The following is a 22,913-nucleotide window of genomic DNA, read 5'->3' as shown; positions in this document are numbered from 1 at the left end:
GGGATGCGAAATGACAGAACGTGATCGATATACAAATGAAGAAAAAGAAGCTGAGCCAAAAGAAGCTGGAAAAGAGGCTTCAATAGTAGAAAAAATTCAACAGCTTGGACAGACAAATGTACCACAGATGAATGAATCACGTATTCATTGTTTAACGATTATCGGACAAGTGGAAGGTCATGTTCAATTACCGCCGCAAAATAAAACAACAAAATACGAGCATATCATTCCGCAAATTGTTGCGATTGAACAAAATCCAAAAATTGAAGGTTTGCTGTTAATATTAAATACGGTTGGAGGTGACGTTGAAGCTGGACTAGCAATTTCTGAAATGGTAGCTTCACTTTCAAAGCCAACAGTATCTTTAGTTTTAGGTGGGGGACATTCCATTGGTGTACCGATTGCTGTTTCTACTGACTATTCGTTTATTGCGGAAACTGCGACGATGACAATTCATCCGATTCGTTTAACAGGTCTTGTCATAGGTGTGCCACAAACATTTGAGTATTTGGATAAGATGCAAGAAAGAGTCATTCGTTTTGTGACGAAGCACTCGAAAGTAACAGAAGATCGTTTTAAAGAGCTTATGTTTGCGAAAGGAAATTTAACGCGAGATATTGGGACGAATGTAATTGGTGGGGATGCAGTAAAGTACGGTCTTATAGATGATGTTGGTGGTATTGGAAATGCAATTCGAAAATTAAACGAATTAATCGATGTTCGCGCGGAAGGTAGTGCAGAAGGGACAATGTTACAATGATTTTATATACAATTATGCCAGAGCAACTTGTGTATCCGGCCGATTATTCACAATGTGAAAGTCAAAAAGTTGTAAATATAAATGGTGTGGAATTAATGGTTTCTGAAGAGGAACATGGGTGTTATTCTATTGTACGTGTGCTAAGTACGGACCCACTTCACTATTTAGAGTTTGAGCCAGGTCAGAAAATAACCTTTTAGCAAAAAGAAGGATTTTGTTTAGAAGCTATGGTATAATATAAAAAACAAGACGGTTGAGCAGCCATGAGTAGGCTGCTTTCTTCTGTTTATTTAGCATTTTACAAGAAGTGTAAAAATAGAAGATATAAAGACCTGAAAAATAGAGAAAACAGACATATAAATAGAGCGTTTTTAGGAGAGCTTTACTTATATGTAGAACACGAGGTGAAGAAATGGCAAAACAAAAGCAAAGAGGGACGAAGGCAAAGGCAAGACGTACGATAAAGCCAACTTTGTATTATGAAATCGTCGGTTTAACTCTTTTTGCACTTTCGATCATTACGATTTTACAGCTAGGCGTTGTAGGGAAATCGTTTGTGTTATTTTTTCGCTTCTTCTTTGGTGAGTGGTACATAATTGGTGTGTTAGGTGTAATAGCTTTATCGGTTTCCTTTGTTATAAAACGCGGATGGCCGAACCTTTTAAATAAACGGTTAATTGGATTTTATTTAATTGTATTGGCAATATTAATGTTTAGTCATATTACATTATTTAACCTTCTTACAAAAGATGGAGCAGTGCAAAATACTTCTGTTATTGTGAGTACGAAAGATAACTTCTTTCTTGAAATGAAAAAAGGGCCAGATAGCGTTCATTTAGGTGGTGGTATGTTTGGTGCGCTTATGTTCGCGACATGTTACTTCCTATTCGACGAAGTAGGAGCCTATATCATTGGAATTATTTTAGTTATTCTCGGGGTACTCTGTATAACAAATAAACATATTGGAGAAGTGTTAGCTCCAGTTGGTAGAATTCTTAGAAGTCAATTTCAAGTGATACAAGGGGATTATAAAGATTGGAGATCCAAAAGAACGGCTGAACAAACAGAAAAGAAAAAAACAACAAGAAGTACAAGAAGCAAACGTGCTGCAGAACAAGAAGAAGTTATTGAGCCGATGGAAGAAATCCAAATTGATCCGCCAATTATTTCAAATTTCACTGAGAATTATCCTGTAAATGAAGAAGAGGGTAAACGAATTGAAGTAGAGCAAGAAGATTTGATCACTTCACCGTTTATTGAAGAGACTCCACCAATTGAAGAATCAAAGAAAAAGCGTGGAGAAAAAATTGTTGAATCGTTAGAGAGTGAAGCGCAAGCACCTCCTATGCAATTTTCAAATGTAGAAAATAAAGATTACAAGCTTCCTTCACTTGATATATTAAAATTTCCAAAGAATAAGCAAGTTACAAATGAAAACGCGGAAATTTATGAGAATGCTCGTAAATTAGAACGTACATTCCAAAGTTTCGGAGTGAAAGCGAAAGTAACCAAAGTGCATAGAGGTCCTGCAGTTACAAAATATGAAGTGTATCCTGATATGGGGGTAAAGGTAAGCAAAATTGTCAGTTTAAGTGATGATTTAGCCCTTGCTTTAGCTGCAAAGGACATTCGTATTGAGGCGCCAATTCCCGGGAAATCAGCTGTAGGGATCGAAGTTCCGAACTCAGAAGTTTCGATGGTAACGCTGAGGGAAGTTCTTGATTCTAAGGCTAATAATCATCCGGAAGAGAAGTTGTTAATTGGTCTTGGCCGAGATATTACAGGTGAAGCTGTATTAGCCCGTTTAAATAAAATGCCCCATTTACTCGTAGCTGGTGCGACAGGTAGCGGGAAAAGTGTATGTATTAATGGTATTATTGTTAGTATTTTAATGCGTGCAAAACCGCATGAAGTAAAATTAATGATGATTGACCCGAAAATGGTAGAGTTAAATGTATATAACGGTGTGCCTCATTTGTTAACGCCAGTTGTAACTGATCCGAAAAAAGCATCGCAAGCATTGAAAAAAGTTGTGAGTGAGATGGAACGTCGTTATGAATTATTTGCTCATAGTGGTACACGTAACATTGAAGGATACAATGATTATATAAAAGAACATAATAGTCAATCAGAAGCGAAACAACCCGAATTACCGTATATTGTAGTAATTGTGGACGAGTTAGCAGATTTAATGATGGTTGCTTCGTCTGATGTAGAGGATGCGATTATGCGTCTAGCGCAAATGGCTCGTGCTGCTGGTATTCATTTAATTATTGCAACGCAACGTCCGTCAGTTGACGTTATTACGGGTGTTATTAAAGCAAATATTCCATCACGTATTGCATTCGCTGTATCTTCTCAAACAGATTCTCGTACAATTCTTGACGGTGGTGGTGCAGAAAAGCTACTAGGTCGTGGCGACATGCTGTTTATACCAATTGGTGCATCGAAACCTGTACGTGTACAAGGTGCATTTTTATCAGATGATGAAGTTGAGAGAGTTGTAGAATATGTTATTGGACAGCAAAAAGCACAATATCAAGAAGATATGATTCCGCAAGATGTTCCTGATACGAAGCAGGAAGTAGAAGATGAATTATATGATGAAGCGGTTCAACTTGTAGTGGAAATGCAAACAGCATCTGTTTCTATGCTACAACGTAGGTTTAGAGTAGGTTATACGCGAGCTGCTCGTCTAATTGATGCAATGGAAATGAATGGTGTAGTAGGTCCATATGAAGGTAGTAAACCGAGAGAAGTACTCATTAATGATGTACAAGAAAAAAGTTCTTAAAAAAAGCCTAATTGTTTTTACAATTAGGCTTTTTTATATAGTGTTTTTGTTATATACTATACTCAGCAATAAAGAAAGGGCTTACATTTATAAGGTCCCTATAGAATACGAATACTTTGAGTGTGTTTTATGTGAATGTTCGATATTTAATACAGAAAAATGTTGGATTTTGTTGACACGTATGAGAGCAAGTGGTAAGATTACTTCGAAAAGAATCACTGCCTCATATAATCTTGGAGATAAGGTCCATAAGTTTCTACCTGGCAACCATGAATTGCTAGACTATGAGGGGAAAAGTGTGTAACAAAGGATGTAAAGGATCTTTGTGCCGAACTTTTTCTCGAAATGAGGAATGTTTATGGTGCAAAGTTTTTTTTATACAGTAAAGAGTGAAAATTTCATTTTAAAAAATTATTATTATTTATTCGACAATTGTGCTTATTTTTAGTGGTTAGTCATTTGTACTATGTTGTAAGTTGAAAAAAGAGAAAAGAAGTCTTACATCAGAGGTCGAATAATTGAAATGCGGGGGAGTCTTATGTCAGTAAAATCCGATAGTCGTCACCTATATTTACGGGTGATTGATCACATCAAAGAAAAAATTAAAGATGGGGCTTATAAAGAACGACAAAAGTTACCATCAGAGTTTGATTTAGCGAAAGAACTTGGCGTAAGTAGAGCGACTTTAAGGGAAGCGTTACGTATTTTAGAAGAAGAAAATGTTGTCATTCGTAGACATGGTGTAGGGACATTTGTAAATGCAAAGCCATTATTTTCTTCTGGAATAGAACAACTTTCTAGTATTACAGATATGATTTCTAGTGTGGGGAAAACACCAGGAACGATTTTTTTATCATCATCTACTACAACTTTAACAGAAGAGGAAAAAGAGAAGTTTAATAGTGAAGATGGTTTTAATGCAGTGATGATTGAACGCGTGCGTACAGCAGATGGGGAACCTGTTGTATATTGTATCGATAAACTTGCAAAAGAAATATTGCCAGATTTATCGGGTTACAATGAGGAATCATTATTAACGGTGATACATAATAACACGCATAAGCGCATAACATATGCGGTTGCTCACATTGAGCCAATTGGCTATCACCCTAAAATCTCACCAATTTTAGAATGTGAGCCTGAAACAGCACTGCTTGTATTAAAACAAATGCACTATGATCAAAATGATGAGCCAATCTTATATTCTATCAATTACTTTAGAGCTGATAAGTTTAGCTTCCACGTATTAAGAAAGCGTATGTAGGTAAGTTCCTTTTTAGGGAGGTGACAGCAAGAAGTAAGGGACAGCAGCGAAAGAATAAATAAATATATATCATTTTTGGAGGGGTTTCTAGTATGAAGAAAAAAGCAGGTCTTTTATTATCATTAACATTAGTAGCAAGTACAGTTTTAGGTGCATGTGGTAACTCGGATAAGGCAAGCAGTGACAAGAAAGACACGAAAGACTTCAAGGTTGGTATGGTAACGGATGTTGGGGGCGTTGATGACAAATCGTTCAACCAATCTTCTTGGGAAGGACTAAAAAAGTTTGGTAAAGATAATGGATTAAAGGAAAAGACAAATTATCGTTACCTACAGTCTGAAAAAGAAGCGGATTATATTCCAAACTTAAAGAAATTTTCAAAAGATAAGTATGATTTATCTTTCGGAATTGGTTATAAATTAGAAGGTGCAATTAAAGAAGTAGCAAAAGAATCTCCAAAACAACAATTTGCAATCGTTGATACTGTAGTAGATGCACCAAACGTAACGAGCATTACATTTAAAGATCATGAAGGATCATTCCTTGTAGGTGCGGTAGCAGCTATGTCAACAAAATCAAATAAAGTAGGATTTGTTGGTGGGATGAAGAGTGATTTAATTAGTAAATTCGAAAATGGATTTAAAGCGGGTGCAAAAGCAGTAAATCCAAACATTGAAATCGTATCTGAATATGCAGAAGCATTCGATAAACCTGAAAAAGGTACAGTTCTTGCATCAGCAATGTACGGTCAAGGCGTAGACGTAATTTACCATGCTGCTGGTGGTACAGGTAACGGTGTATTCACTGAAGCGAAAAACCGTAAGAAAAAAGGTGAAAATGTTTGGGTAATCGGTGTTGACCGTGACCAAAACCAAGAAGGTATGCCTGAAAACGTAACATTAACTTCAATGGTAAAACGTGTAGATATCGCTGTTGAAAAAGTAGCACAAGAAGCGAAAGACGGTAAGTTAAAAGGCGGTAAAGTAGAAGCGTTTGGTTTAAAAGATGACGGTGTTGGTATTGCAAAAACAACTGACAACGTGAAAAAAGTTAACCCTGAAATTTTAACAAAAGTAGAAGAGCTTGAAAAGAAAATTACAGACGGTGAAATTAAAGTACCAGCTACAGATAAAGAGTATAAAGAATATGAAGCTTCTCTAAAAAAATAAATAGAGAAATAGCAAAGGTTAGTTCATAGAACTAACCTTTGTATGTATAAAACTTCCGAATTGCTTAATAAGTTAATAGTGTAATAGGGAATGTTCCCTGTTAAAAGGAGGAACACAATGGAATACGTAATTGAGATGAATAACATTACGAAAGTATTCCCAGGCATTGTAGCGAATGATGATATTACGCTGCAAGTAAAGCAGGGTGAGATACATGCTTTACTTGGAGAAAATGGTGCAGGGAAATCCACATTGATGAATGTACTATTTGGTTTGTACCAACCAGAACAAGGTGAAATTAAAATTAAAGGAAAGTCTGTAAACATTACCAATCCGAATGTGGCAAATGACCTTGGTATTGGAATGGTTCATCAGCACTTTATGCTTGTTCATAATTTTACAGTTACAGAAAATATTATTCTCGGAAATGAACCGAAGAAAAAAGGGAAAATTGCTGTTGAGGAAGCTGCTAAAGAAATTCAAAAACTGTCTGAACAATACGGTTTAGCTGTAGATCCATATGCGAAAATACAGGATATTTCAGTTGGTATGCAACAGCGTGTTGAGATATTAAAAACTCTTTACCGCGGTGCAGAAATTTTAATATTTGATGAACCGACAGCTGTGTTAACACCGCAAGAAATTCATGAGCTAATTCAAATTATGAAAAAGCTTGTGCAAGAAGGAAAATCTATTGTTCTTATTACACATAAGTTGAAAGAAATTATGGAAGTTTGCGATCGTTGTACGATTATTCGTAAAGGAAAAGGAATTGGAACGGTTGACGTTGCAAATACGGATGAAAATAAACTTGCAGAATTAATGGTCGGACGTCAAGTGAATTTTAAAACAGAAAAAATAGACGCGAAACCAAAAGAAGAGGTACTTTCAATTGCAAACCTTGTTGTTCACGATGCACGTCAACTACCTGCTGTAAAAGGCCTTGACTTAACTGTTCGTGCGGGGGAAATTGTTGGGATTGCAGGGATTGATGGAAACGGACAAAGTGAATTAATAGAAGCAATTACTGGTTTACGAAAAGTTGAGTCAGGTTCTATTGCAATTAAAGGGAAAGAAATAACAAATTGGCCTGTTAGAAGAATAACAGAAGAAGGAATTGGTCATATTCCAGAAGATCGTCATAAACACGGACTCGTCCTTGATTTTTCTGTTAGAGATAATATAGTTCTGCAAACGTACTATAAGAATCCGTTTTCAAAGAAAGGGATTTTAAATTTCAGCAAAATTACAGAAAAAGCAAAGGCTCTTATTGAACAGTTTGATGTACGTACACCTAGTGAGCAAACGTTAGCACGCGCTCTATCTGGGGGAAATCAACAAAAAGCAATTATTGCACGTGAAGTAGACCGTGATCCGGATTTATTAATCGCAGCACAGCCAACGCGTGGTTTAGATGTAGGAGCAATTGAATTTATTCATAAGAGATTAATAGAGCAAAGGGATAAAGGGAAAGGTGTATTACTTTTATCACTAGAGTTAGATGAAATCTTAAATGTTAGCGATCGAATTGCTGTTATTTATGAAGGGAAAATTGTAGCAATAGTTGATGCGAAAGAAACGAATGAACAACAGCTTGGATTGTTAATGGCTGGAGGAACAAAGAAGGAGCAGGTGGGTACAAATGGCTAAAAAACTTTTAACAGAACGAACGATAAATATTTTAGTCCCAGTACTATCCGTTATTTTTGGCTTACTTGTCGGAGCGATTGTAATGCTAGTTAGTGGTTATGATCCAATTGTGGGTTATAGTGCACTTTGGACAGGGATGTTCGGCAGCGCAAGTGCGATTGGTGAAACGCTTCGTACAATGATACCGCTTATTCTTGCTGGTTTATCAGTGGCGTTTGCATTTCGTACAGGTTTATTTAATATCGGGGTAGAGGGTCAATTGCTAGTTGGTTGGCTTGCAGCGGTTTGGTTCGGTTATGCAGTTTCACTACCAGCTTTCCTTCATATTCCATTATCTATTTTATTCGCAGCATTGGTAGGAGGAATTTGGGGCTTCATTCCTGGATATTTAAAAGGAAAGTTTCAAGTTAATGAGGTTATTGTAACAATTATGATGAACTATATCGCATTATATGTAACATATGACATCATTAAGCGCTTTTTACATGAAGGTAATGATAAAACGTATGACATTAAAGAGAGTGCATCACTATCTTCAGACTGGCTTGCTTCTATTACTGATGGTTCGCGTCTTCACTGGGGAATTATTGTAGCAATATTAATTGCTATTTTAATGTGGTTCTTATTAGATCGAACAACTTTAGGCTACGAATTAAAGTCGGTAGGATTTAATCAGCATGCTTCTCAATATGCAGGTATGAAAGTTTCTCGTAATGTAGTATTCTCCATGACAATTGCTGGTGCATTTGCGGGGATTGGTGGAGCGATGGAAGGATTAGGAACATTCCAGAGTATGACAGCGATGTCTTCGTTTACAGGAGTAGGATTTGATGGGATTGCTGTAGCATTACTTGGAGGGAATAATCCGTTTGGGATAATCCTTTCAGCTTTATTATTTGGTGGTTTGAAAAGTGCTTCCCCTCAAATGAACTTTGAGGCAGATGTACCATCAGAGCTTATTAATGTAATTATTGCATGTATCATCTTCTTTGTTGCATGTAGTTATGTGTTAAGATGGGCGCTTACACGCATGAGCAAGGAGGGGAAATAAATGAGCTTTTTAGATATATTAGCCATTCTTGTGACGGGTACGTTATATACATCGGCACCTATCATTTTCACAGCACTAGGTGGTGTATTTAGTGAACGATCGGGTGTTGTAAATATCGGATTAGAAGGACTAATGCTATTTGGTGCATTTATTGGAGTTGTTACAAACTTATTAATGGGTGATACTTGGGGAACGATGACTCCGTGGATTGCGTTATTATTTGCGGCAATTGGTAGTGGATTATTTGCATTACTTCATGCGGTAGCTTCTATTACATTCCGAGCAGATCAAGTTGTAAGTGGTGTAGCAATTAACTTCTTATCTCTTGGTTTAACGGTATTTGCAATTAAGAAGATTTTTGATAAAGGGCAGACTGACTTTATTCAGTATCGTATTGAAAAGATTGATATTCCAGGCCTTTCGGATATTCCGGTTTTAGGGAAAATATTTTTCTCGAACGTACCAATAACGTCGTATATTGCCATTATTTTAGCATTCGTTGTTTGGTATGTTATTTATAAAACACCGTTCGGTCTTCGTCTACGTGCTGTTGGTGAACACCCAATGGCAGCGGATACGATGGGGATTAACGTATATAAAATGCGCTATATTGGAGTCTGTATTTCAGGAGTGTTTGCTGGAATTGGTGGAGCGATTTTTGCAATGTCAATTTCTAATAACTTCTCAGGGGCAACTATTACAGGACAAGGTTTCTTAGCTTTAGCTGCTATGATTTTTGGAAAGTGGAATCCACTAGGCGCACTAGGTGCAGCTCTATTCTTTGGTTTTGCACAATCTCTTAGTGTAACGGGCGGAACAATTCCTGTATTAGATCAAATTCCAAGTGTTTTATTAACGATATTACCATATGTATTCACAATATTAGCGCTTGTTGGTTTTGTGGGTCGTTCTGAAGCTCCGAAAGCATTAGGAACTCCTTATGAAAAAGGAAAACGATAAGTATTTTATAAGTATAAAAAAGCTCGCACATTAGTGTGGGCTTTTTTACATAGAATATATTTAATACGGAATTTTACTATGTTCCTTACATATTAAAGTTTTTAGAAAGAATCATATGTAAGCATAATAAGGGAGAAAAGTTGATTTTTTATTTCTAAAAACTGTATATTGAAGAGGAATATTCCTATATACGTAAAGGAGGGCTATAAATGAAACTAATGGAACAACAACTACATGAGTTAGGTGGTTTGCGCGTACATATTATTCCGACTGATAAATATAAAACGAATACCTTTGTATTTCGTTTTAAAGCGCCTTTAAATGAGGAGACGGTGACAGAGCGTGCCCTATTGCCATACGTATTGCAAAGTGCGACAGAAAAATTACCTTCTGTAATTCGTCTTCGTCAATATTTAGAAGAATTATACGGGTCTTCTTTAGCAGTAGATGTAAGTAAAAAAGGGGAAGACCATATTATCTCCATTTATGTAGACATTGCAAATGAAGTATATTTACATGATGCACCACCGTTATTTGAAAAAGCGCTTTCTATGTTGTCGGATATTGTGTTACATCCAGCGACGGAGGGGAACGGTTTCCTACCTTCTATCGTAGAAAGTGAAAAAAGAGCACTGTTACAGAGAATTGAAGCTACTTATGACGATAAAATGCGTTATGCAAACGAGCGTTTAATTGAAGAAATGTGCAAAGTAGAACCGTATCGTTTAAGTGCAAATGGAAAAAAAGAGAGTGTTGCTTCTATTACAAATGAAAGTCTGTATCAATATTATCAAAAGGTGTTAGCGGAAGATGAGATGGATCTATATATTATTGGTGATATTTCAGAAAACGCCGTTGATCTTGTAAGTAAGTATTTTTCTATTTCAGCTCGTCCAGTGAGAGAAAGAAATGTACTCCTTCATAGACGAAATAATGAAGAAAAAGAAGTTGTTGAAAAACAAGAATTAAAACAAAGTAAATTACACATCGGTTATCGTACATTTGTCACATATAAAGATGAAGATTATTTTGCATTGCAATTGTTCAATGGATTGTTTGGTGGTTTTTCTCATTCGAAGTTATTCGTAAATGTGCGTGAAAAAAATAGTTTAGCGTACTATGCAGCATCGCGCTTTGAAAGTCATAAAGGTTTATTATTTGTTATGTCAGGAATTGAAGCGAAAAATTATGAAAAAGCAGTTGAGATTATTAAAGAACAAATGCTTGCGATGCAAAACGGAGAGTTTTCTGAAGAAGAAATACATCAAACAAAAAGTGTCATCCAAAATCAAATATTAGAGGCGATTGATACACCGCGTGGATTTGTAGAAATGCTATATCATGGTATTATTTCAGATCGTACACGTCCAGTTAAAGAATGGCTTACAGGTATAGAAAGTGTTACAAAAGAAGAAATTGTAAAAGTTGCTAAAAATATTGAACTAGATACAATTTACTTTTTACAAGGAACGGAGGGAGAGTAAATGGAGAAAATTATTTATGAGCAATTAAAAGAAACACTCTATTATGAAAAACTTCCTAATGGATTAGATGTATATGTTTTACCGAAACAAGGATTTAATAAAACATTTGCGACGTTTACAACGAAATATGGTTCAGTAGATAATACATTTGTACCATTAGGGAAAGAAGAAATGATTCGTGTACCTGATGGGATTGCACATTTTCTTGAGCATAAATTATTTGAAAAAGAAGATCACGATGCTTTCCAATTGTTTAGTAAACAAGGAGCATCGGCAAATGCTTTTACATCCTTCACACGAACAGCTTACCTTTTTTCATGTACTTCAAACGTAGAACAAAATTTAAATACATTACTAAACTTTGTGCAAGAGCCTTATTTCTCTGAAAAAACAGTTGAAAAAGAGAAGGGGATTATTGGGCAAGAAATTCAAATGTATCAAGATAACCCAGATTGGCGTTTGTACTTTGGGTTAATTGATAGCTTGTTTGTAAAACACCCAATTAAAATTGATATTGCAGGGACAATCGAATCTATTAGTAAAATTACGAAAGATTTATTATATGAATGTTATGAAACATTTTATCATCCGAGCAATATGTTATTATTTGTTGTGGGTGCAATTGATCCAGAGAAAACAATGGATTTAGTACGTGAAAATCAAGCAAAAAAAGATTATAAAAACCAGCCAGAAATTGTGCGTTCATTTGAAGAGGAACCAAATGAGGTAAATGAAAAGAAAAAAATTATTTCAATGCCTGTGCAAACACCGAAATGTTTAGTTGGTATTAAAGCGACTAATTTAAAAGAAAAAGGGCAAGCGCTTTTAAAACAAGAAATTGCGCTTACGTTACTTTTAGATTATTTATTTGGAAAAAGTTCTGTTCATTACGAAGCTTTATATAATGAAGGGCTTATTGATGATTCATTCTCGTATGACTATACAGAAGAAAATAACTTCGGTTTTGCAATGGTTGGCGGTGATACGAAACAACCTGATGAATTGGCAGATCGTTTAAAAGATATTTTATTAAAAACAGATTATGATCAATTAGATGCGGCGGCATTAGAACGAGTGAAGAAAAAGAAAATTGGTGGTTTTTTACGCTCGTTGAATTCACCAGAATATATTGCAAATCAATTTACACGATATGCGTTTAATGAATCTAGTCTATTTGATGCATTGACTGTATTAGAAGGGCTAACCGTTCAAGACTTACAAGAAGTAGCAAAATTATTGTTATCAGAAGAAAAAATGAGTGTTTGTCAGGTGTTACCGAAAAAATAACATTTTAAAGATACCCTCATCTTATCATTAAAAAATTGTAAGATGAGGGTATTATTTAGTTGTGTGAAAAGTGAACTTGTAGAGATAAGAGAGGGAATTTATGAAAAAGTATGCGTTAGTAACTGGAGGGAGCGGAGGGATTGGCTCTGCTATTTCGAAACAATTAATTCAAGATGGATATACAGTTTATGTTCATTACAATAACAGTGAAGGAAAGGTATTGGAATTGCAGAAAGCATGGGGGGAAGTTATCCCTGTGCAAGCGAATTTGGCTTCTAGTGATGGAGCAGAGCAATTGTGGAGACAAATTGAACATCCTATTGATGTTATTGTATATGCAGCTGGGAAGAGTATTTTTGGACTAGTAACAGATGTAACAAACGATGAATTGGATTATATGGTAGAACTTCAAGTGAAGAACGTATATAAATTACTTTCAATGGCACTTCCGCCTATGATTGGGAGGAGAAGTGGTAATATTGTAATTGTTTCATCTATATGGGGACAAATAGGGGCTTCTTGTGAAGTGCTTTATTCAATGGTAAAAGGGGCGCAAAATTCATATGTGAAAGCTTTGGCGAAAGAAGTGTCTTTAAGTGGATTACGTGTGAATGCGGTAGCACCAGGAGCAATTGAAACGGAAATGTTAAGTGTTTTTTCTGAAGAAGATAAAATGGGAATTGCTGAAGATATACCATTAGGTAGAATAGGGTTACCAGAAGAAGTAGCAAAAACAGTTGCATTCCTCGTATCACCAGGAGCATCTTACATAACTGGACAAATCATCGGAGTGAATGGTGGTTGGCACTGCTAAAAATTTCTTACATAAAAAATGAATAGTTGCACAAATTAAGCATGATTTTATTACTCAATAGTGAGGTGCTTAATTATGTCAGTATTAGATAATTTTGATCAGTGGAAGAGCTTTTTAGGAGATCGTTTAGAGCAAGCGCAAGGAAAAGGTTTAGACGGCGGTGCGGTATCAGATATGGCATTTCGTGTTGGCGACTACCTTGCTAATGAAGTAGAAGGACGCAATGACCAAGAGAAATTATTAGCTGAGCTTTGGAAAGTTGCTGATGAACAGGAGCAACATACCATTGCAAACTTAATGGTTAAGTTTGTACAACATAAGTAAAAGTAGAGAGGAGATTCTCCTCTCTACTTTTTTTGTATAATAATTACACAGGATAGATTATACATTTAGCTTCCCTATTAAGGTGAAATCATATAATATAGTACGTAGGTGTAAAGTAAGCAAGGGGAGTGATCTTGGATGATTGAATGGTATTTTGAATATGAAATACATAAAAACCGACCTGGCTTGCTTGGTGACGTTTCTTCGTTAATCGGTATGCTCGGCATTAATATTGTCACAATTAATGGTGTAGATAATGCACGACGTGGGTTACTTCTTATGTGTGATAATCAAGAGCAAATCTCTAGACTTGAATCAATTTTAAATACGATGGATAACATAACGGTAACGAAATATCGTCCGCCCAAGCTAAGAGATAAGCTAGCGGTTAGGCATGGTAGGTACATACAACGAGATGCAGATGATAAGAAAACATTTCGATTTGTGCGTGATGAATTAGGCTTACTTGTAGACTTTATGGCAGAAATTATGAAAAAAGAAGGCCATAAACTAATTGGGATACGCGGAATGCCTCGTGTCGGAAAAACAGAATCCATTGTTGCTGCAAGTGTTTGTGCAAATAAAAGGTGGTTATTTGTATCATCTACTCTTATTAAGCAAACTGTTCGCAGTCAATTAATTGAAGATGAGTATAGCGATGACAATATTTTCATCCTAGATGGAATTGTGTCAACGAAGCGTGCTAACGAAAGACATTGGCAGCTCGTTCGTGAAATTATGAGATTGCCTGCAACGAAAGTTGTGGAACATCCTGATGTATTTGTGAGTCAGTCAGAATACACATTGGATGATTTTGATTATATTATCGAGTTGCGTAACGATTATGATGAAGAAATTCAATATAATTTAGTAGATGAAATTGAGCAAGGTACGCAAAATAATTTCTCTATGTTTGACTTTTAAAGAAATATTGAGGTGTTAGTAGTGACGGAATTGGGACAAAAGCTGAAAGAAGCAAGAGAAGCGAAAGGCTTGACTATTGATCAGCTGCATGAGATTACAAAAATTCAAAAACGCCACTTAGTGGCAATTGAAGAAGGCAATTATGATGTATTGCCAGGAGCTTTTTATGCGCGTGCATTCATTAAACAATACGCAGATGCGGTTGGATTAAATGGAGAGGAACTGCTTGTAGAACATCAGAGTACGATACCACAATCTGAGAAGCGTGAAGTTCCACAAGTATCAACGGGACAAAAAACACAAGAAACAATGCAAAAATCTTCATCATGGCCAATTGCAGATCACATGCCGAAAATCTTAGTTGCGTTGTTAGTAATCGCAGTTGGAGTGGTAATCTGGTTTGTGTTTCAAGCGTTAACTGGAAAAGATGATGAAAAAGTTCCGAGTGCTCAAAGTGAGAAAATTGAAGTTCAAAAAGCAAAAGATTCTCCGTTAGATACGAAGAAAGATGAAGCGAAAGCGGAAGAACCAAAAAAAGAGGAACCAAAGAAAGAAGAACCAAAGAAAGAAGAGCAACCAGCACCACCAACGGGACAGCAAGAAGTGAAAGTAGTTGGAACAACTGGTAAGGTATCTACTTTGGAAATTCATAATAATAAAACGTTAGAATTGGAAATCATAGCGAAGGGTACAAGCTATGTAGATGTTAAAGATGATGCGGGTAACGAAATTTTAAACACTACAGTACAAGGTGGTCAAACAGAAAAACGTGATGTATCAACATTAAAAGAAGTACGACTTAATATTGGAAATGCAACGAATGTTGAAGTTAAACTGAATGGCCAAGTGGTTGCTTTCCCATTGGACCCAGAAAAAGAACTTCACCAAAGATTGGTGATAAAAAACCAAGGGATAGGGCAACCTGCACAATAACAGTCATCGCTTCGATGACTTTTTTCAATGAACAAATGTTTTTGATATGATGGAGGAATAGCTGTGAATTTACCAAATAAAATTACAATATCTAGAATCTTCTTAATTCCAATTTTCATGGTAATTATGTTAGCGCCCTTTAATTGGGGTTCATACACAATTGGTGATGTTGATTTACCAATTCAACATTTAGTGGGGGCACTTATCTTTATCGTTGCTTCAGCTACAGATTGGATTGATGGACATTACGCAAGGAAGTATAATCTTGTAACGAACTTAGGAAAGTTTCTTGATCCGTTAGCTGATAAATTACTGGTTTCAGCAGCACTTATTACATTGGTAGAGATGCGATATGTACCGGCTTGGATTGTTATTGTAATTATCAGTCGTGAGTTTGCTGTAACAGGTTTACGTCTTGTACTTGCTGGAACAGGGGAAGTAGTTGCGGCAAATCAGCTAGGGAAAATTAAGACATGGACACAAATTATTGCGATTGCAGCATATTTATTACACGATGTACCTTTAAATTTAATCCATATTCCAGTTGCGGATATCTTCATATGGATTGCATTAATCTTTACTGTTATTTCAGGATGGGATTATTTCTGGAAAAATAGAGCTGCTTTTGTAAACTCAAAATAGAAGTTTATGGGGGAATTGGGATGAATGCTGAGATTATTGCGGTTGGAACTGAATTATTACTTGGACAAATTGCAAATACAAATGCCCAGTTTTTATCTGAAAAGTTGGCTTCAATTGGAATTAACGTGTACTATCATACTGTTGTTGGTGATAATAATAAGCGACTGCAAAAGGCGATTGAAGCTGCGGAAGAACGTGCTGATATCCTTATTTTTACAGGTGGATTAGGACCGACAAAAGATGATTTAACGAAAGAAACGATAGCGACTAGTTTAGATGAAAAGCTTGTGTATGATGAAAAGGCATTAGACTTAATAAGTAATTACTTTAAGCGTACAGGCCGTGAATTTACGGAGAATAATAAAAAGCAAGCGCTCGTTTTAAATGGAGCAACAGTATTTGCAAATGACCACGGTATGGCGCCGGGTATGGGGGTAAATAAGAACGGAAAAGTTTATATTTTATTACCAGGGCCGCCAAAAGAAATGAAACCAATGTATGTAAGTTACGTAGAGCCTTTTTTACGTAATTTTACAACAGGAGAAAACATTTATTCACGTGTGCTTCGTTTCTTCGGTATTGGGGAGTCCCAATTAGAGGTGAAAGTTCAAGATTTAATTGATGGACAAACAAACCCAACAATTGCCCCGCTAGCAAATGATGGAGAAGTGACATTACGTTTAACCGCTAAGCATCAAAATGTTAGCGAAGCGGAGAAACTAATTCAACATGTGGAAGATTTGATTTTAGAAAGAGTAGGAGAATTTTTCTACGGATATGACCAAGAATTTTTGCATTATAAGGCAATCGAGTTATTGAAGAGAAAAGGGTTAACTTTAGCATGTGCAGAAAGTTTAACAGGTGGTCTTTTTGGAAATCAAGTAACTGAAAATGCTGGTGTTTCTTCTGTATTTAAGGGCGGTGTCATTTGTTATCATAATGATGTGAAGCAACATGTTTTACGTGTGCCTGAAGAAGTGTTGCATACTGATGGTGCAGTTAGTAAGGAATGTGCTCGTTATCTTGCTGAAAATGTTAAGGATTTATTAAAAGCGGATATCGGAATTAGTTTCACTGGGGTAGCAGGGCCAGATGCTTCAGAACAGAAAGAGCCAGGAACAGTATTTGTTGGATTAGCGATTAAAGGTGAACAAACTGCAGTCTTTCCTCTTAATTTAAGTGGAAGTCGTCAACAAATTAGAGAACGATCAGCAAAATATGGATTTTATCATTTATATAAAAAGCTAGAAGAGATATAAGTTTCTTCTAGCTTTTTTTATAGTTAAATTCCGTATTTGTGTGATGGAAAATAAAAAAATCGAATAAATGTTCGATTTTTGTTGGCAAATTGAATTGAAAATAGGTATAATAAGATTAGCAATTCAGTTAAGGAGGAATTTTGAATGAGTGATCGTCAAGCGGCATTAGATATGGCGTTAAAACAAATAGAGAAGCAATTCGGTAAAGGTTCAATTATGAAATTAGGAGAACAAGCGGAACGTAGAATTTCTACAATTTCAAGTGGTTCTTTAGCACTTGATGTGGCGCTAGGGGTAGGCGGATACCCACGTGGCCGTATTATCGAAATTTACGGACCTGAAAGTTCAGGTAAAACGACAGTTTCATTACATGCAATTGCAGAAGTACAACGTCAAGGTGGACAAGCAGCATTCATCGATGCGGAGCACGCAATGGATCCTGTATATGCACAAAAATTAGGCGTTAACATAGATGAATTACTATTATCACAGCCTGATACAGGGGAGCAAGGATTAGAAATCGCAGAAGCACTTGTACGAAGTGGTGCGGTTGACATTATCGTAATTGACTCTGTAGCAGCTCTTGTACCGAAAGCAGAGATTGAAGGAGACATGGGTGACTCACACGTAGGTTTACAAGCACGTTTAATGTCACAAGCACTTCGTAAGCTTTCAGGAGCAATCAACAAATCAAAAACAATTGCAATCTTTATTAACCAAATTCGTGAAAAAGTTGGGGTTATGTTCGGAAACCCAGAAACAACTCCAGGTGGTCGTGCGTTGAAATTCTATTCAACTGTCCGTCTTGAAGTGCGTCGTGCGGAGCAATTAAAGCAAGGTAACGACATCGTTGGTAATAAAACAAAAGTAAAAGTAGTGAAAAATAAAGTAGCGCCACCATTCCGTGTTGCTGAAGTTGATATTATGTACGGAGAAGGTATTTCAAGAGAAGGTGAAATCTTGGATATGGCTTCTGAGCTTGATATCGTTCAAAAGAGCGGTGCTTGGTATTCTTATAATGAAGAACGTTTAGGACAAGGTCGTGAAAATTCGAAGCAATTCTTAAAAGAGAATACGGACTTAAGAGAGGAAATTGCCTTCTTTGTTCGTGATCATCACGGAATTGGTGAAGATTCTGGTGTGGAAGACACGGAAGATTCAACTCTTCAAGATTAAAAAATAAAAGACACGGGCCCCGTGTCTTTTATTTTTTTACCTTCTATTAAAGGGGTATCTATCGTAGTGGTTAAAATATTTTTTTGACTCAAATGGGATGTGTAAAGAGGAATATTCATATGTTTTAAGGGAATAAAATGGTATTTACTAAGGTTTTCCAGGATAATAAGCTATCAATTTTTCAAATTCAGATAACATTCAGGACTGAAGGTAAAGAAAGTAAAAGTAGACAACGCTTGACAATGAAAATTACGATAGATACAATGAGAATGTATATTTTTTCTTATATACGATATACTCTTCTCAAGAAGAGAAGTAATATTCGGAGTAAGGTTTAAAACTTACCGAAATAATAATATGACATTTTAATTGTGAAATGAAGAAAGTCCCTTAAAAAAGCGGGACGACGGTCTTTGCTGTATGTTGTAATTTAATGTACATGCCGACAGTCTTTTTTCATTCATAGCAAGGGGAGGTGAAATCATGAGTAGTACAGTTTGGATACTCATCTCCATTTTGCTTGCAACAACAGTCGGTGCAGTTGTTGGCTTTTTTGTTCGAAAGTCTATTGCTGAAGCGAAGATTAATGGTGCGGCTAATGAAGCGAAACGTATTCTAGACGAAGCGAATCGTGAGGCTGAAGCACTTAAGAAAGAAGCGCTTTTAGAAGCAAAGGATGAAATTCATACACTTCGTACAGAAGCTGAATTAGAAATTCGTGACCGTAGAAGCGAATTACAAAAACAAGAAAATCGTTTAATGCAAAAAGAAGAGAACCTTGATCGTAAAGACGAAACGCTCGATAAACGCGAGCAGCAGTTAGAGAAGAAAGAGGATTCTCTTGTAGCGAGACAACAACAGATTGAAGAGTTGGAAAGCAAAGTGGGAGAGTTAGTTCAAAAGCAACAAACAGAATTAGAGCGCATTTCCAATCTGACACGCGAACAAGCGAAAGCAATTATTCTTGGTAAAGTAGAAAATGAAGTTTCTCATGAAATCGCTGTTATGGTAAAAGAAAGTGAAGTTCGCGCGAAAGAAGAAGCGGATAAGAAAGCAAAAGAGATTTTATCTCTTGCAATGCAAAGATGTGCAGCTGATCATGTTGCTGAAACAACCGTTTCGGTTGTAAATCTTCCAAATGACGAAATGAAGGGACGTATTATCGGGCGTGAAGGTCGTAATATTCGTACGTTAGAAACGTTAACGGGTATTGACTTAATTATCGATGATACACCAGAGGCGGTAATCCTTTCTGGATTCGATCCAATTCGTCGTGAAACAGCTCGTATCGCTCTTGATAAACTAGTACAGGACGGACGTATTCACCCAGCGCGTATTGAAGAGATGGTCGAAAAATCAAGACGTGAAGTGGACGAGTATATTCGCGAAGTCGGAGAGCAAACAACGTTTGAAGTGGGTGTTCATGGATTACACCCAGATTTAATTAAAATTTTAGGTCGTTTAAAATACCGTACAAGTTATGGACAAAACGTCTTAAAACACTCTATGGAAGTTGCATATTTAACTGGACTTATGGCAGCAGAGCTTGGCGAGGATGAAAAACTAGCAAGACGTGCTGGTCTATTACATGATATCGGAAAAGCGATTGACCATGAAGTAGAAGGTAGCCACGTTGAAATTGGTGTTGAACTCGCAACGAAATATAAAGAGCATCCTGTAGTTATAAACAGTATCGCATCTCACCATGGTGACACAGAACCAACTTCTATCATTGCAGTTTTAGTTGCAGCAGCAGATGCTTTATCAGCTGCAAGACCGGGAGCTCGTAGTGAAACGCTTGAAAACTACATTCGTCGTCTTGAAAAGTTAGAAGAGATTTCAGAGTCTTATGAAGGCGTTGAAAAATCATTTGCAATTCAAGCAGGACGTGAAGTTCGTATTTTGGTAAAACCAGATACAATCGATGATTTAGAAGCTCATCGTTTAGCTCGTGATATCCGAAAACGTATTGAAAATGAACTGGATTACCCAGGACATATTAAAGTAACTGTTATTCGTGAAACACGTGCAGTGGAATACGCAAAATAAAGTGGTGAAACACCACTTTATTTTTTTGTGTTGGAATTGGATAAAATAAAGACAGTTAGTTATATAGCGTAAAAGTGAAACAAACTTATAATAAACATATTATAAGGAATTTCCTTAATGCTATAGCAATAAAAAATGCAGTACATAGAAAGGGTAAGACATATGAGAATATTATTTGTTGGGGATGTAGTAGGATCTCCTGGTAGAGGTATGATTCAACAATACGTACCGGCATTAAAGAAAAAATATACACCTACAGTAACAATCATTAATGGAGAAAACGCAGCAGGTGGCCGTGGGATTACAGAAAAAATATATCGAAACTTTTTAGAGTGTGGGGCGCAAGCAGTTACACTTGGAAACCATGCTTGGGATAATCGTGAAGTATTTGAATTCATAGATGATGCAAAATATCTTGCAAGACCAGCTAACTTCCCAGAAGGAACTCCAGGAAAAGGACTTATCTTTGTGAACTGTAATGGAACAGAAGTTGCAGTTATTAACTTACAAGGACGTACTTTCCTTCCTCCGATTGATTGTCCATTCCGTAAAGTGGATGAATTAATTAATATTGCGAAAAAACGTACGAATATTATCTTTGTTGATTTCCATGCGGAGACTACAAGTGAAAAACAAGCGCTAGGTTGGTATGTAGATGGACGTGCTACAGCAGTAGTAGGTACGCATACGCATGTCCCTACAGCGGATAACCGTATTTTACCAAGCGGAACGGCATATATTACAGATGTTGGGATGACAGGGCCATATGATGGAATATTAGGTATGGACCGAGAAGCGGTATTGAAGAAGTTTTTAACGAACTTACCGGTACGATTTGAAGTAACAAGTGGTAGAACGCAATTAAGTGCAGTGTTAATTGATGTGGATCCAAATACAGGAAAAGCAAAGAAAATTGAGCGCATTTTAATTAATGACGATCAACCATTTTTTGAGTAAATTTCCGTTAAATTTTAGATAAGTTATTATATTTTAATTTTTTAGAAAAATTACGGAAATTTAGCAGGAATACGCGCCATTCCTCGTGAATATAAGTTAAAGTGAAATAATTGCTAATACTTTTTAAAGAAACGAGGAGGAAACGCGGAATGGAAATATTAAAAGTTAAAGCAACGTCGGTCCCTAATTCTGTAGCTGGTGCACTTGCAGGTGTTATTCGCGAACGCGGAACAGCAGAAATTCAAGCTATTGGTGCAGGTGCATTGAACCAAGCGGTAAAGGCAGTAGCAATCGCAAGAGGATTTGTAGCGCCTAGTGGTTTGGACCTGATTTGTATCCCAGCGTTTACAGATATTATGATTGATGGCGAAGAGCGTACAGCAATAAAATTAATTGTAGAACCTCGTTAAGTTTTAAACAACCTGTTTGCAGTATGCAAACAGGTTGTTTTTATAATGGAGGACTGAAAATGAAAATTTTTGATGCTCATTGTGACGTGCTTCTTCAGTTATGGAGTGCACAAGGGAAAAGGAATTTTAACGATGATTCACAATTACATATTACATTTGAACAGTTAAAGAGAAGAAAAGGAAGTATACAATGTTTTGCTATATATGTACCAGAAACAGTGGCATATGAAAACCGATTTGAAGCAGCATTACAAATGGTAGATATTTTTTATAATGAAATTTTATCCCTACCAGGTGTAAAGTTTATTCAGACAAAAGATGATATTAACATGTTAAAACAGGACGAGGTTGGAGCGATATTAACACTAGAAGGATGCGAAGCAATTGGAAAAGAAGCAATGAAATTACGGTTGTTGTATCGCCTAGGAGTACGTTCTTTTGGACTAACATGGAATTATGCCAATCTCTTAGCTGATGGTGCGCTAGAGACACGTGGGGCGGGTTTAACGAATTTTGGTAAACAGGTTGTACAAGAACTGAATGCGCTACATGTATGGACTGATGTGTCTCATCTAAATGAAAGAAGTTTTTGGGATGTTATAGAGATTGCAAAAAATCCTATTGCTTCCCACTCAAATTGTATGAAACTTTGCGAGCACCCACGTAATTTAAACGATGAACAACTTAAAGCTCTTATAAAGAAAAATGGCATGATCGGTGTCACTTTTGTACCGCAGTTTCTAACAAGTGAAAGGCAAGCAAATATAACTGATATCATAAAACATATCGAATATATTTGCTCGCTAGGTGGAGAAAACAATATAGGGTTTGGTTCAGATTTTGATGGGATTGTAGATACGGTTGTCAATATATCTGCCTATGGAGATTATGAAAATGTCATGAATGAGCTGTATAAATACTATGCTGCATCTACTGTAGAAAGATTTTTATATGATAATTTTGTTGAACATATGAGTTTTTAAGTTTGTGGTTTAAAATTCAGAAA

At 36.3% G+C, this 22,913-nt stretch carries 21 protein-coding genes and 1 riboswitch; all 21 genes read left to right on the top strand.

What is annotated here, in order from left to right:
• Window positions 1–10: 10 nt before the first annotated feature.
• The 21 genes from tepA to MHH27_RS19200 all read left to right on the top strand — a co-directional run bounded on the left by tepA (window position 11) and on the right by MHH27_RS19200 (window position 22,890).
• Window positions 11–760 carry a translocation-enhancing protein TepA gene (gene tepA / locus MHH27_RS19300; protein WP_000139807.1) on the top strand — a complete coding sequence of 250 codons (750 nt, stop codon included), beginning with the start codon at window positions 11–13 and terminating at the stop codon, window positions 758–760.
• Complete coding sequence (locus tag MHH27_RS19295; protein ID WP_000605020.1) at window positions 757–960, top strand: YlzJ-like family protein; 204 nt, start codon at window positions 757–759, stop codon at window positions 958–960. The genes tepA and MHH27_RS19295 overlap by 4 nt, the downstream gene beginning before the upstream one ends.
• Before the next feature lie 212 nt (window positions 961–1,172).
• Window positions 1,173–3,554: a DNA translocase FtsK gene (locus MHH27_RS19290; RefSeq protein ID WP_090977222.1), complete on the top strand. Its 2,382-nt coding sequence runs from the start codon at window positions 1,173–1,175 to the stop codon at window positions 3,552–3,554.
• Window positions 3,555–3,757: 203 nt separating this feature from the next.
• Window positions 3,758–3,859: riboswitch (purine riboswitch) on the top strand.
• Window positions 3,860–4,092: 233 nt separating this feature from the next.
• Window positions 4,093–4,818 (top strand): GntR family transcriptional regulator, encoded by a 726-nt coding sequence (locus tag MHH27_RS19285; protein ID WP_000114182.1) that lies wholly within the window; start codon window positions 4,093–4,095, stop codon window positions 4,816–4,818.
• 92 nt (window positions 4,819–4,910) lie between these two features.
• On the top strand, window positions 4,911–5,987 hold the full coding sequence (locus MHH27_RS19280) for a BMP family lipoprotein (RefSeq protein ID WP_000725773.1): 1,077 nt from the start codon (window positions 4,911–4,913) through the stop codon (window positions 5,985–5,987).
• Window positions 5,988–6,104: 117 nt separating this feature from the next.
• Complete coding sequence (locus MHH27_RS19275; RefSeq protein WP_000456925.1) at window positions 6,105–7,637, top strand: ABC transporter ATP-binding protein; 1,533 nt, start codon at window positions 6,105–6,107, stop codon at window positions 7,635–7,637.
• Window positions 7,630–8,688, top strand: coding sequence for an ABC transporter permease (locus tag MHH27_RS19270; RefSeq protein WP_001085255.1), 1,059 nt, complete (start codon window positions 7,630–7,632; stop codon window positions 8,686–8,688). The genes MHH27_RS19275 and MHH27_RS19270 overlap by 8 nt, the downstream gene beginning before the upstream one ends.
• Entirely contained in the window at window positions 8,689–9,648 is a 960-nt protein-coding gene (locus tag MHH27_RS19265) for an ABC transporter permease (protein WP_000008857.1), read from the top strand.
• Window positions 9,649–9,857: 209 nt separating this feature from the next.
• The gene (gene yfmF / locus MHH27_RS19260; protein WP_086388052.1) at window positions 9,858–11,132 is read left to right on the top strand and encodes an EF-P 5-aminopentanol modification-associated protein YfmF; all 1,275 of its coding nucleotides are present in this window, start codon (window positions 9,858–9,860) and stop codon (window positions 11,130–11,132) included.
• Window positions 11,133–12,419 (top strand): EF-P 5-aminopentanol modification-associated protein YfmH, encoded by a 1,287-nt coding sequence (yfmH, locus tag MHH27_RS19255; protein WP_000411277.1) that lies wholly within the window; start codon window positions 11,133–11,135, stop codon window positions 12,417–12,419.
• Window positions 12,420–12,519: 100 nt separating this feature from the next.
• Window positions 12,520–13,233 (top strand): elongation factor P 5-aminopentanone reductase, encoded by a 714-nt coding sequence (ymfI, locus tag MHH27_RS19250; RefSeq protein ID WP_000759626.1) that lies wholly within the window; start codon window positions 12,520–12,522, stop codon window positions 13,231–13,233.
• Between the two features lie 75 nt (window positions 13,234–13,308).
• Window positions 13,309–13,557 carry a DUF3243 domain-containing protein gene (locus MHH27_RS19245; protein ID WP_000114444.1) on the top strand — a complete coding sequence of 83 codons (249 nt, stop codon included), beginning with the start codon at window positions 13,309–13,311 and terminating at the stop codon, window positions 13,555–13,557.
• Between the two features lie 138 nt (window positions 13,558–13,695).
• On the top strand, window positions 13,696–14,481 hold the full coding sequence (locus MHH27_RS19240) for a DUF3388 domain-containing protein (protein ID WP_000574107.1): 786 nt from the start codon (window positions 13,696–13,698) through the stop codon (window positions 14,479–14,481).
• Window positions 14,482–14,502: 21 nt separating this feature from the next.
• On the top strand, window positions 14,503–15,414 hold the full coding sequence (locus MHH27_RS19235) for a helix-turn-helix domain-containing protein (RefSeq protein WP_000137474.1): 912 nt from the start codon (window positions 14,503–14,505) through the stop codon (window positions 15,412–15,414).
• Window positions 15,415–15,477: 63 nt separating this feature from the next.
• On the top strand, window positions 15,478–16,056 hold the full coding sequence (gene pgsA / locus MHH27_RS19230; RefSeq protein ID WP_001052977.1) for a CDP-diacylglycerol--glycerol-3-phosphate 3-phosphatidyltransferase: 579 nt from the start codon (window positions 15,478–15,480) through the stop codon (window positions 16,054–16,056).
• Between the two features lie 20 nt (window positions 16,057–16,076).
• Window positions 16,077–17,315, top strand: coding sequence for a competence/damage-inducible protein A (locus MHH27_RS19225; RefSeq protein WP_065229238.1), 1,239 nt, complete (start codon window positions 16,077–16,079; stop codon window positions 17,313–17,315).
• Window positions 17,316–17,459: 144 nt separating this feature from the next.
• A complete protein-coding gene (gene recA, locus MHH27_RS19220) occupies window positions 17,460–18,491 on the top strand; it encodes a recombinase RecA (protein WP_001283854.1) in 1,032 nt (343 codons plus the stop codon).
• A gap of 483 nt (window positions 18,492–18,974) precedes the next feature.
• On the top strand, window positions 18,975–20,540 hold the full coding sequence (rny, locus tag MHH27_RS19215) for a ribonuclease Y (RefSeq protein ID WP_000099769.1): 1,566 nt from the start codon (window positions 18,975–18,977) through the stop codon (window positions 20,538–20,540).
• Window positions 20,541–20,702: 162 nt separating this feature from the next.
• Window positions 20,703–21,497, top strand: a complete 795-nt coding sequence (locus MHH27_RS19210; protein ID WP_001221097.1) for a TIGR00282 family metallophosphoesterase — start codon at window positions 20,703–20,705, stop codon at window positions 21,495–21,497.
• Between the two features lie 149 nt (window positions 21,498–21,646).
• Window positions 21,647–21,907, top strand: a complete 261-nt coding sequence (gene spoVS, locus MHH27_RS19205) for a stage V sporulation protein SpoVS (protein ID WP_000404341.1) — start codon at window positions 21,647–21,649, stop codon at window positions 21,905–21,907.
• 59 nt (window positions 21,908–21,966) lie between these two features.
• Window positions 21,967–22,890 carry a dipeptidase gene (locus MHH27_RS19200; protein WP_098235814.1) on the top strand — a complete coding sequence of 308 codons (924 nt, stop codon included), beginning with the start codon at window positions 21,967–21,969 and terminating at the stop codon, window positions 22,888–22,890.
• Window positions 22,891–22,913: the final 23 nt, after the last annotated feature.

The sequence above is a fragment of the Bacillus sp. FSL L8-0152 genome, assembly GCF_038006365.1.
GTDB classification, from domain to species: domain Bacteria; phylum Bacillota; class Bacilli; order Bacillales; family Bacillaceae_G; genus Bacillus_A; species Bacillus_A cereus.
Note: the sequence above shows the minus strand (reverse complement) of the source record. Positions and strands in the feature narration are given on the sequence as shown.

What these genes read in the sequence shown, in the direction of transcription:
- tepA (WP_000139807.1), top strand. Translation starts at nt 11, where the DNA reads ATGACAGAACGTGATCGATATACAAATGAAGAAAAAGAAGCTGAGCCA.
- MHH27_RS19295 (WP_000605020.1), top strand. Translation starts at nt 757, where the DNA reads ATGATTTTATATACAATTATGCCAGAGCAACTTGTGTATCCGGCCGAT.
- MHH27_RS19290 (WP_090977222.1), top strand. Translation starts at nt 1,173, where the DNA reads ATGGCAAAACAAAAGCAAAGAGGGACGAAGGCAAAGGCAAGACGTACG.
- MHH27_RS19285 (WP_000114182.1), top strand. Translation starts at nt 4,093, where the DNA reads ATGTCAGTAAAATCCGATAGTCGTCACCTATATTTACGGGTGATTGAT.
- MHH27_RS19280 (WP_000725773.1), top strand. Translation starts at nt 4,911, where the DNA reads ATGAAGAAAAAAGCAGGTCTTTTATTATCATTAACATTAGTAGCAAGT.
- MHH27_RS19275 (WP_000456925.1), top strand. Translation starts at nt 6,105, where the DNA reads ATGGAATACGTAATTGAGATGAATAACATTACGAAAGTATTCCCAGGC.
- MHH27_RS19270 (WP_001085255.1), top strand. Translation starts at nt 7,630, where the DNA reads ATGGCTAAAAAACTTTTAACAGAACGAACGATAAATATTTTAGTCCCA.
- MHH27_RS19265 (WP_000008857.1), top strand. Translation starts at nt 8,689, where the DNA reads ATGAGCTTTTTAGATATATTAGCCATTCTTGTGACGGGTACGTTATAT.
- yfmF (WP_086388052.1), top strand. Translation starts at nt 9,858, where the DNA reads ATGAAACTAATGGAACAACAACTACATGAGTTAGGTGGTTTGCGCGTA.
- yfmH (WP_000411277.1), top strand. Translation starts at nt 11,133, where the DNA reads ATGGAGAAAATTATTTATGAGCAATTAAAAGAAACACTCTATTATGAA.
- ymfI (WP_000759626.1), top strand. Translation starts at nt 12,520, where the DNA reads ATGAAAAAGTATGCGTTAGTAACTGGAGGGAGCGGAGGGATTGGCTCT.
- MHH27_RS19245 (WP_000114444.1), top strand. Translation starts at nt 13,309, where the DNA reads ATGTCAGTATTAGATAATTTTGATCAGTGGAAGAGCTTTTTAGGAGAT.
- MHH27_RS19240 (WP_000574107.1), top strand. Translation starts at nt 13,696, where the DNA reads ATGATTGAATGGTATTTTGAATATGAAATACATAAAAACCGACCTGGC.
- MHH27_RS19225 (WP_065229238.1), top strand. Translation starts at nt 16,077, where the DNA reads ATGAATGCTGAGATTATTGCGGTTGGAACTGAATTATTACTTGGACAA.
- recA (WP_001283854.1), top strand. Translation starts at nt 17,460, where the DNA reads ATGAGTGATCGTCAAGCGGCATTAGATATGGCGTTAAAACAAATAGAG.
- rny (WP_000099769.1), top strand. Translation starts at nt 18,975, where the DNA reads ATGAGTAGTACAGTTTGGATACTCATCTCCATTTTGCTTGCAACAACA.
- MHH27_RS19210 (WP_001221097.1), top strand. Translation starts at nt 20,703, where the DNA reads ATGAGAATATTATTTGTTGGGGATGTAGTAGGATCTCCTGGTAGAGGT.
- spoVS (WP_000404341.1), top strand. Translation starts at nt 21,647, where the DNA reads ATGGAAATATTAAAAGTTAAAGCAACGTCGGTCCCTAATTCTGTAGCT.
- MHH27_RS19200 (WP_098235814.1), top strand. Translation starts at nt 21,967, where the DNA reads ATGAAAATTTTTGATGCTCATTGTGACGTGCTTCTTCAGTTATGGAGT.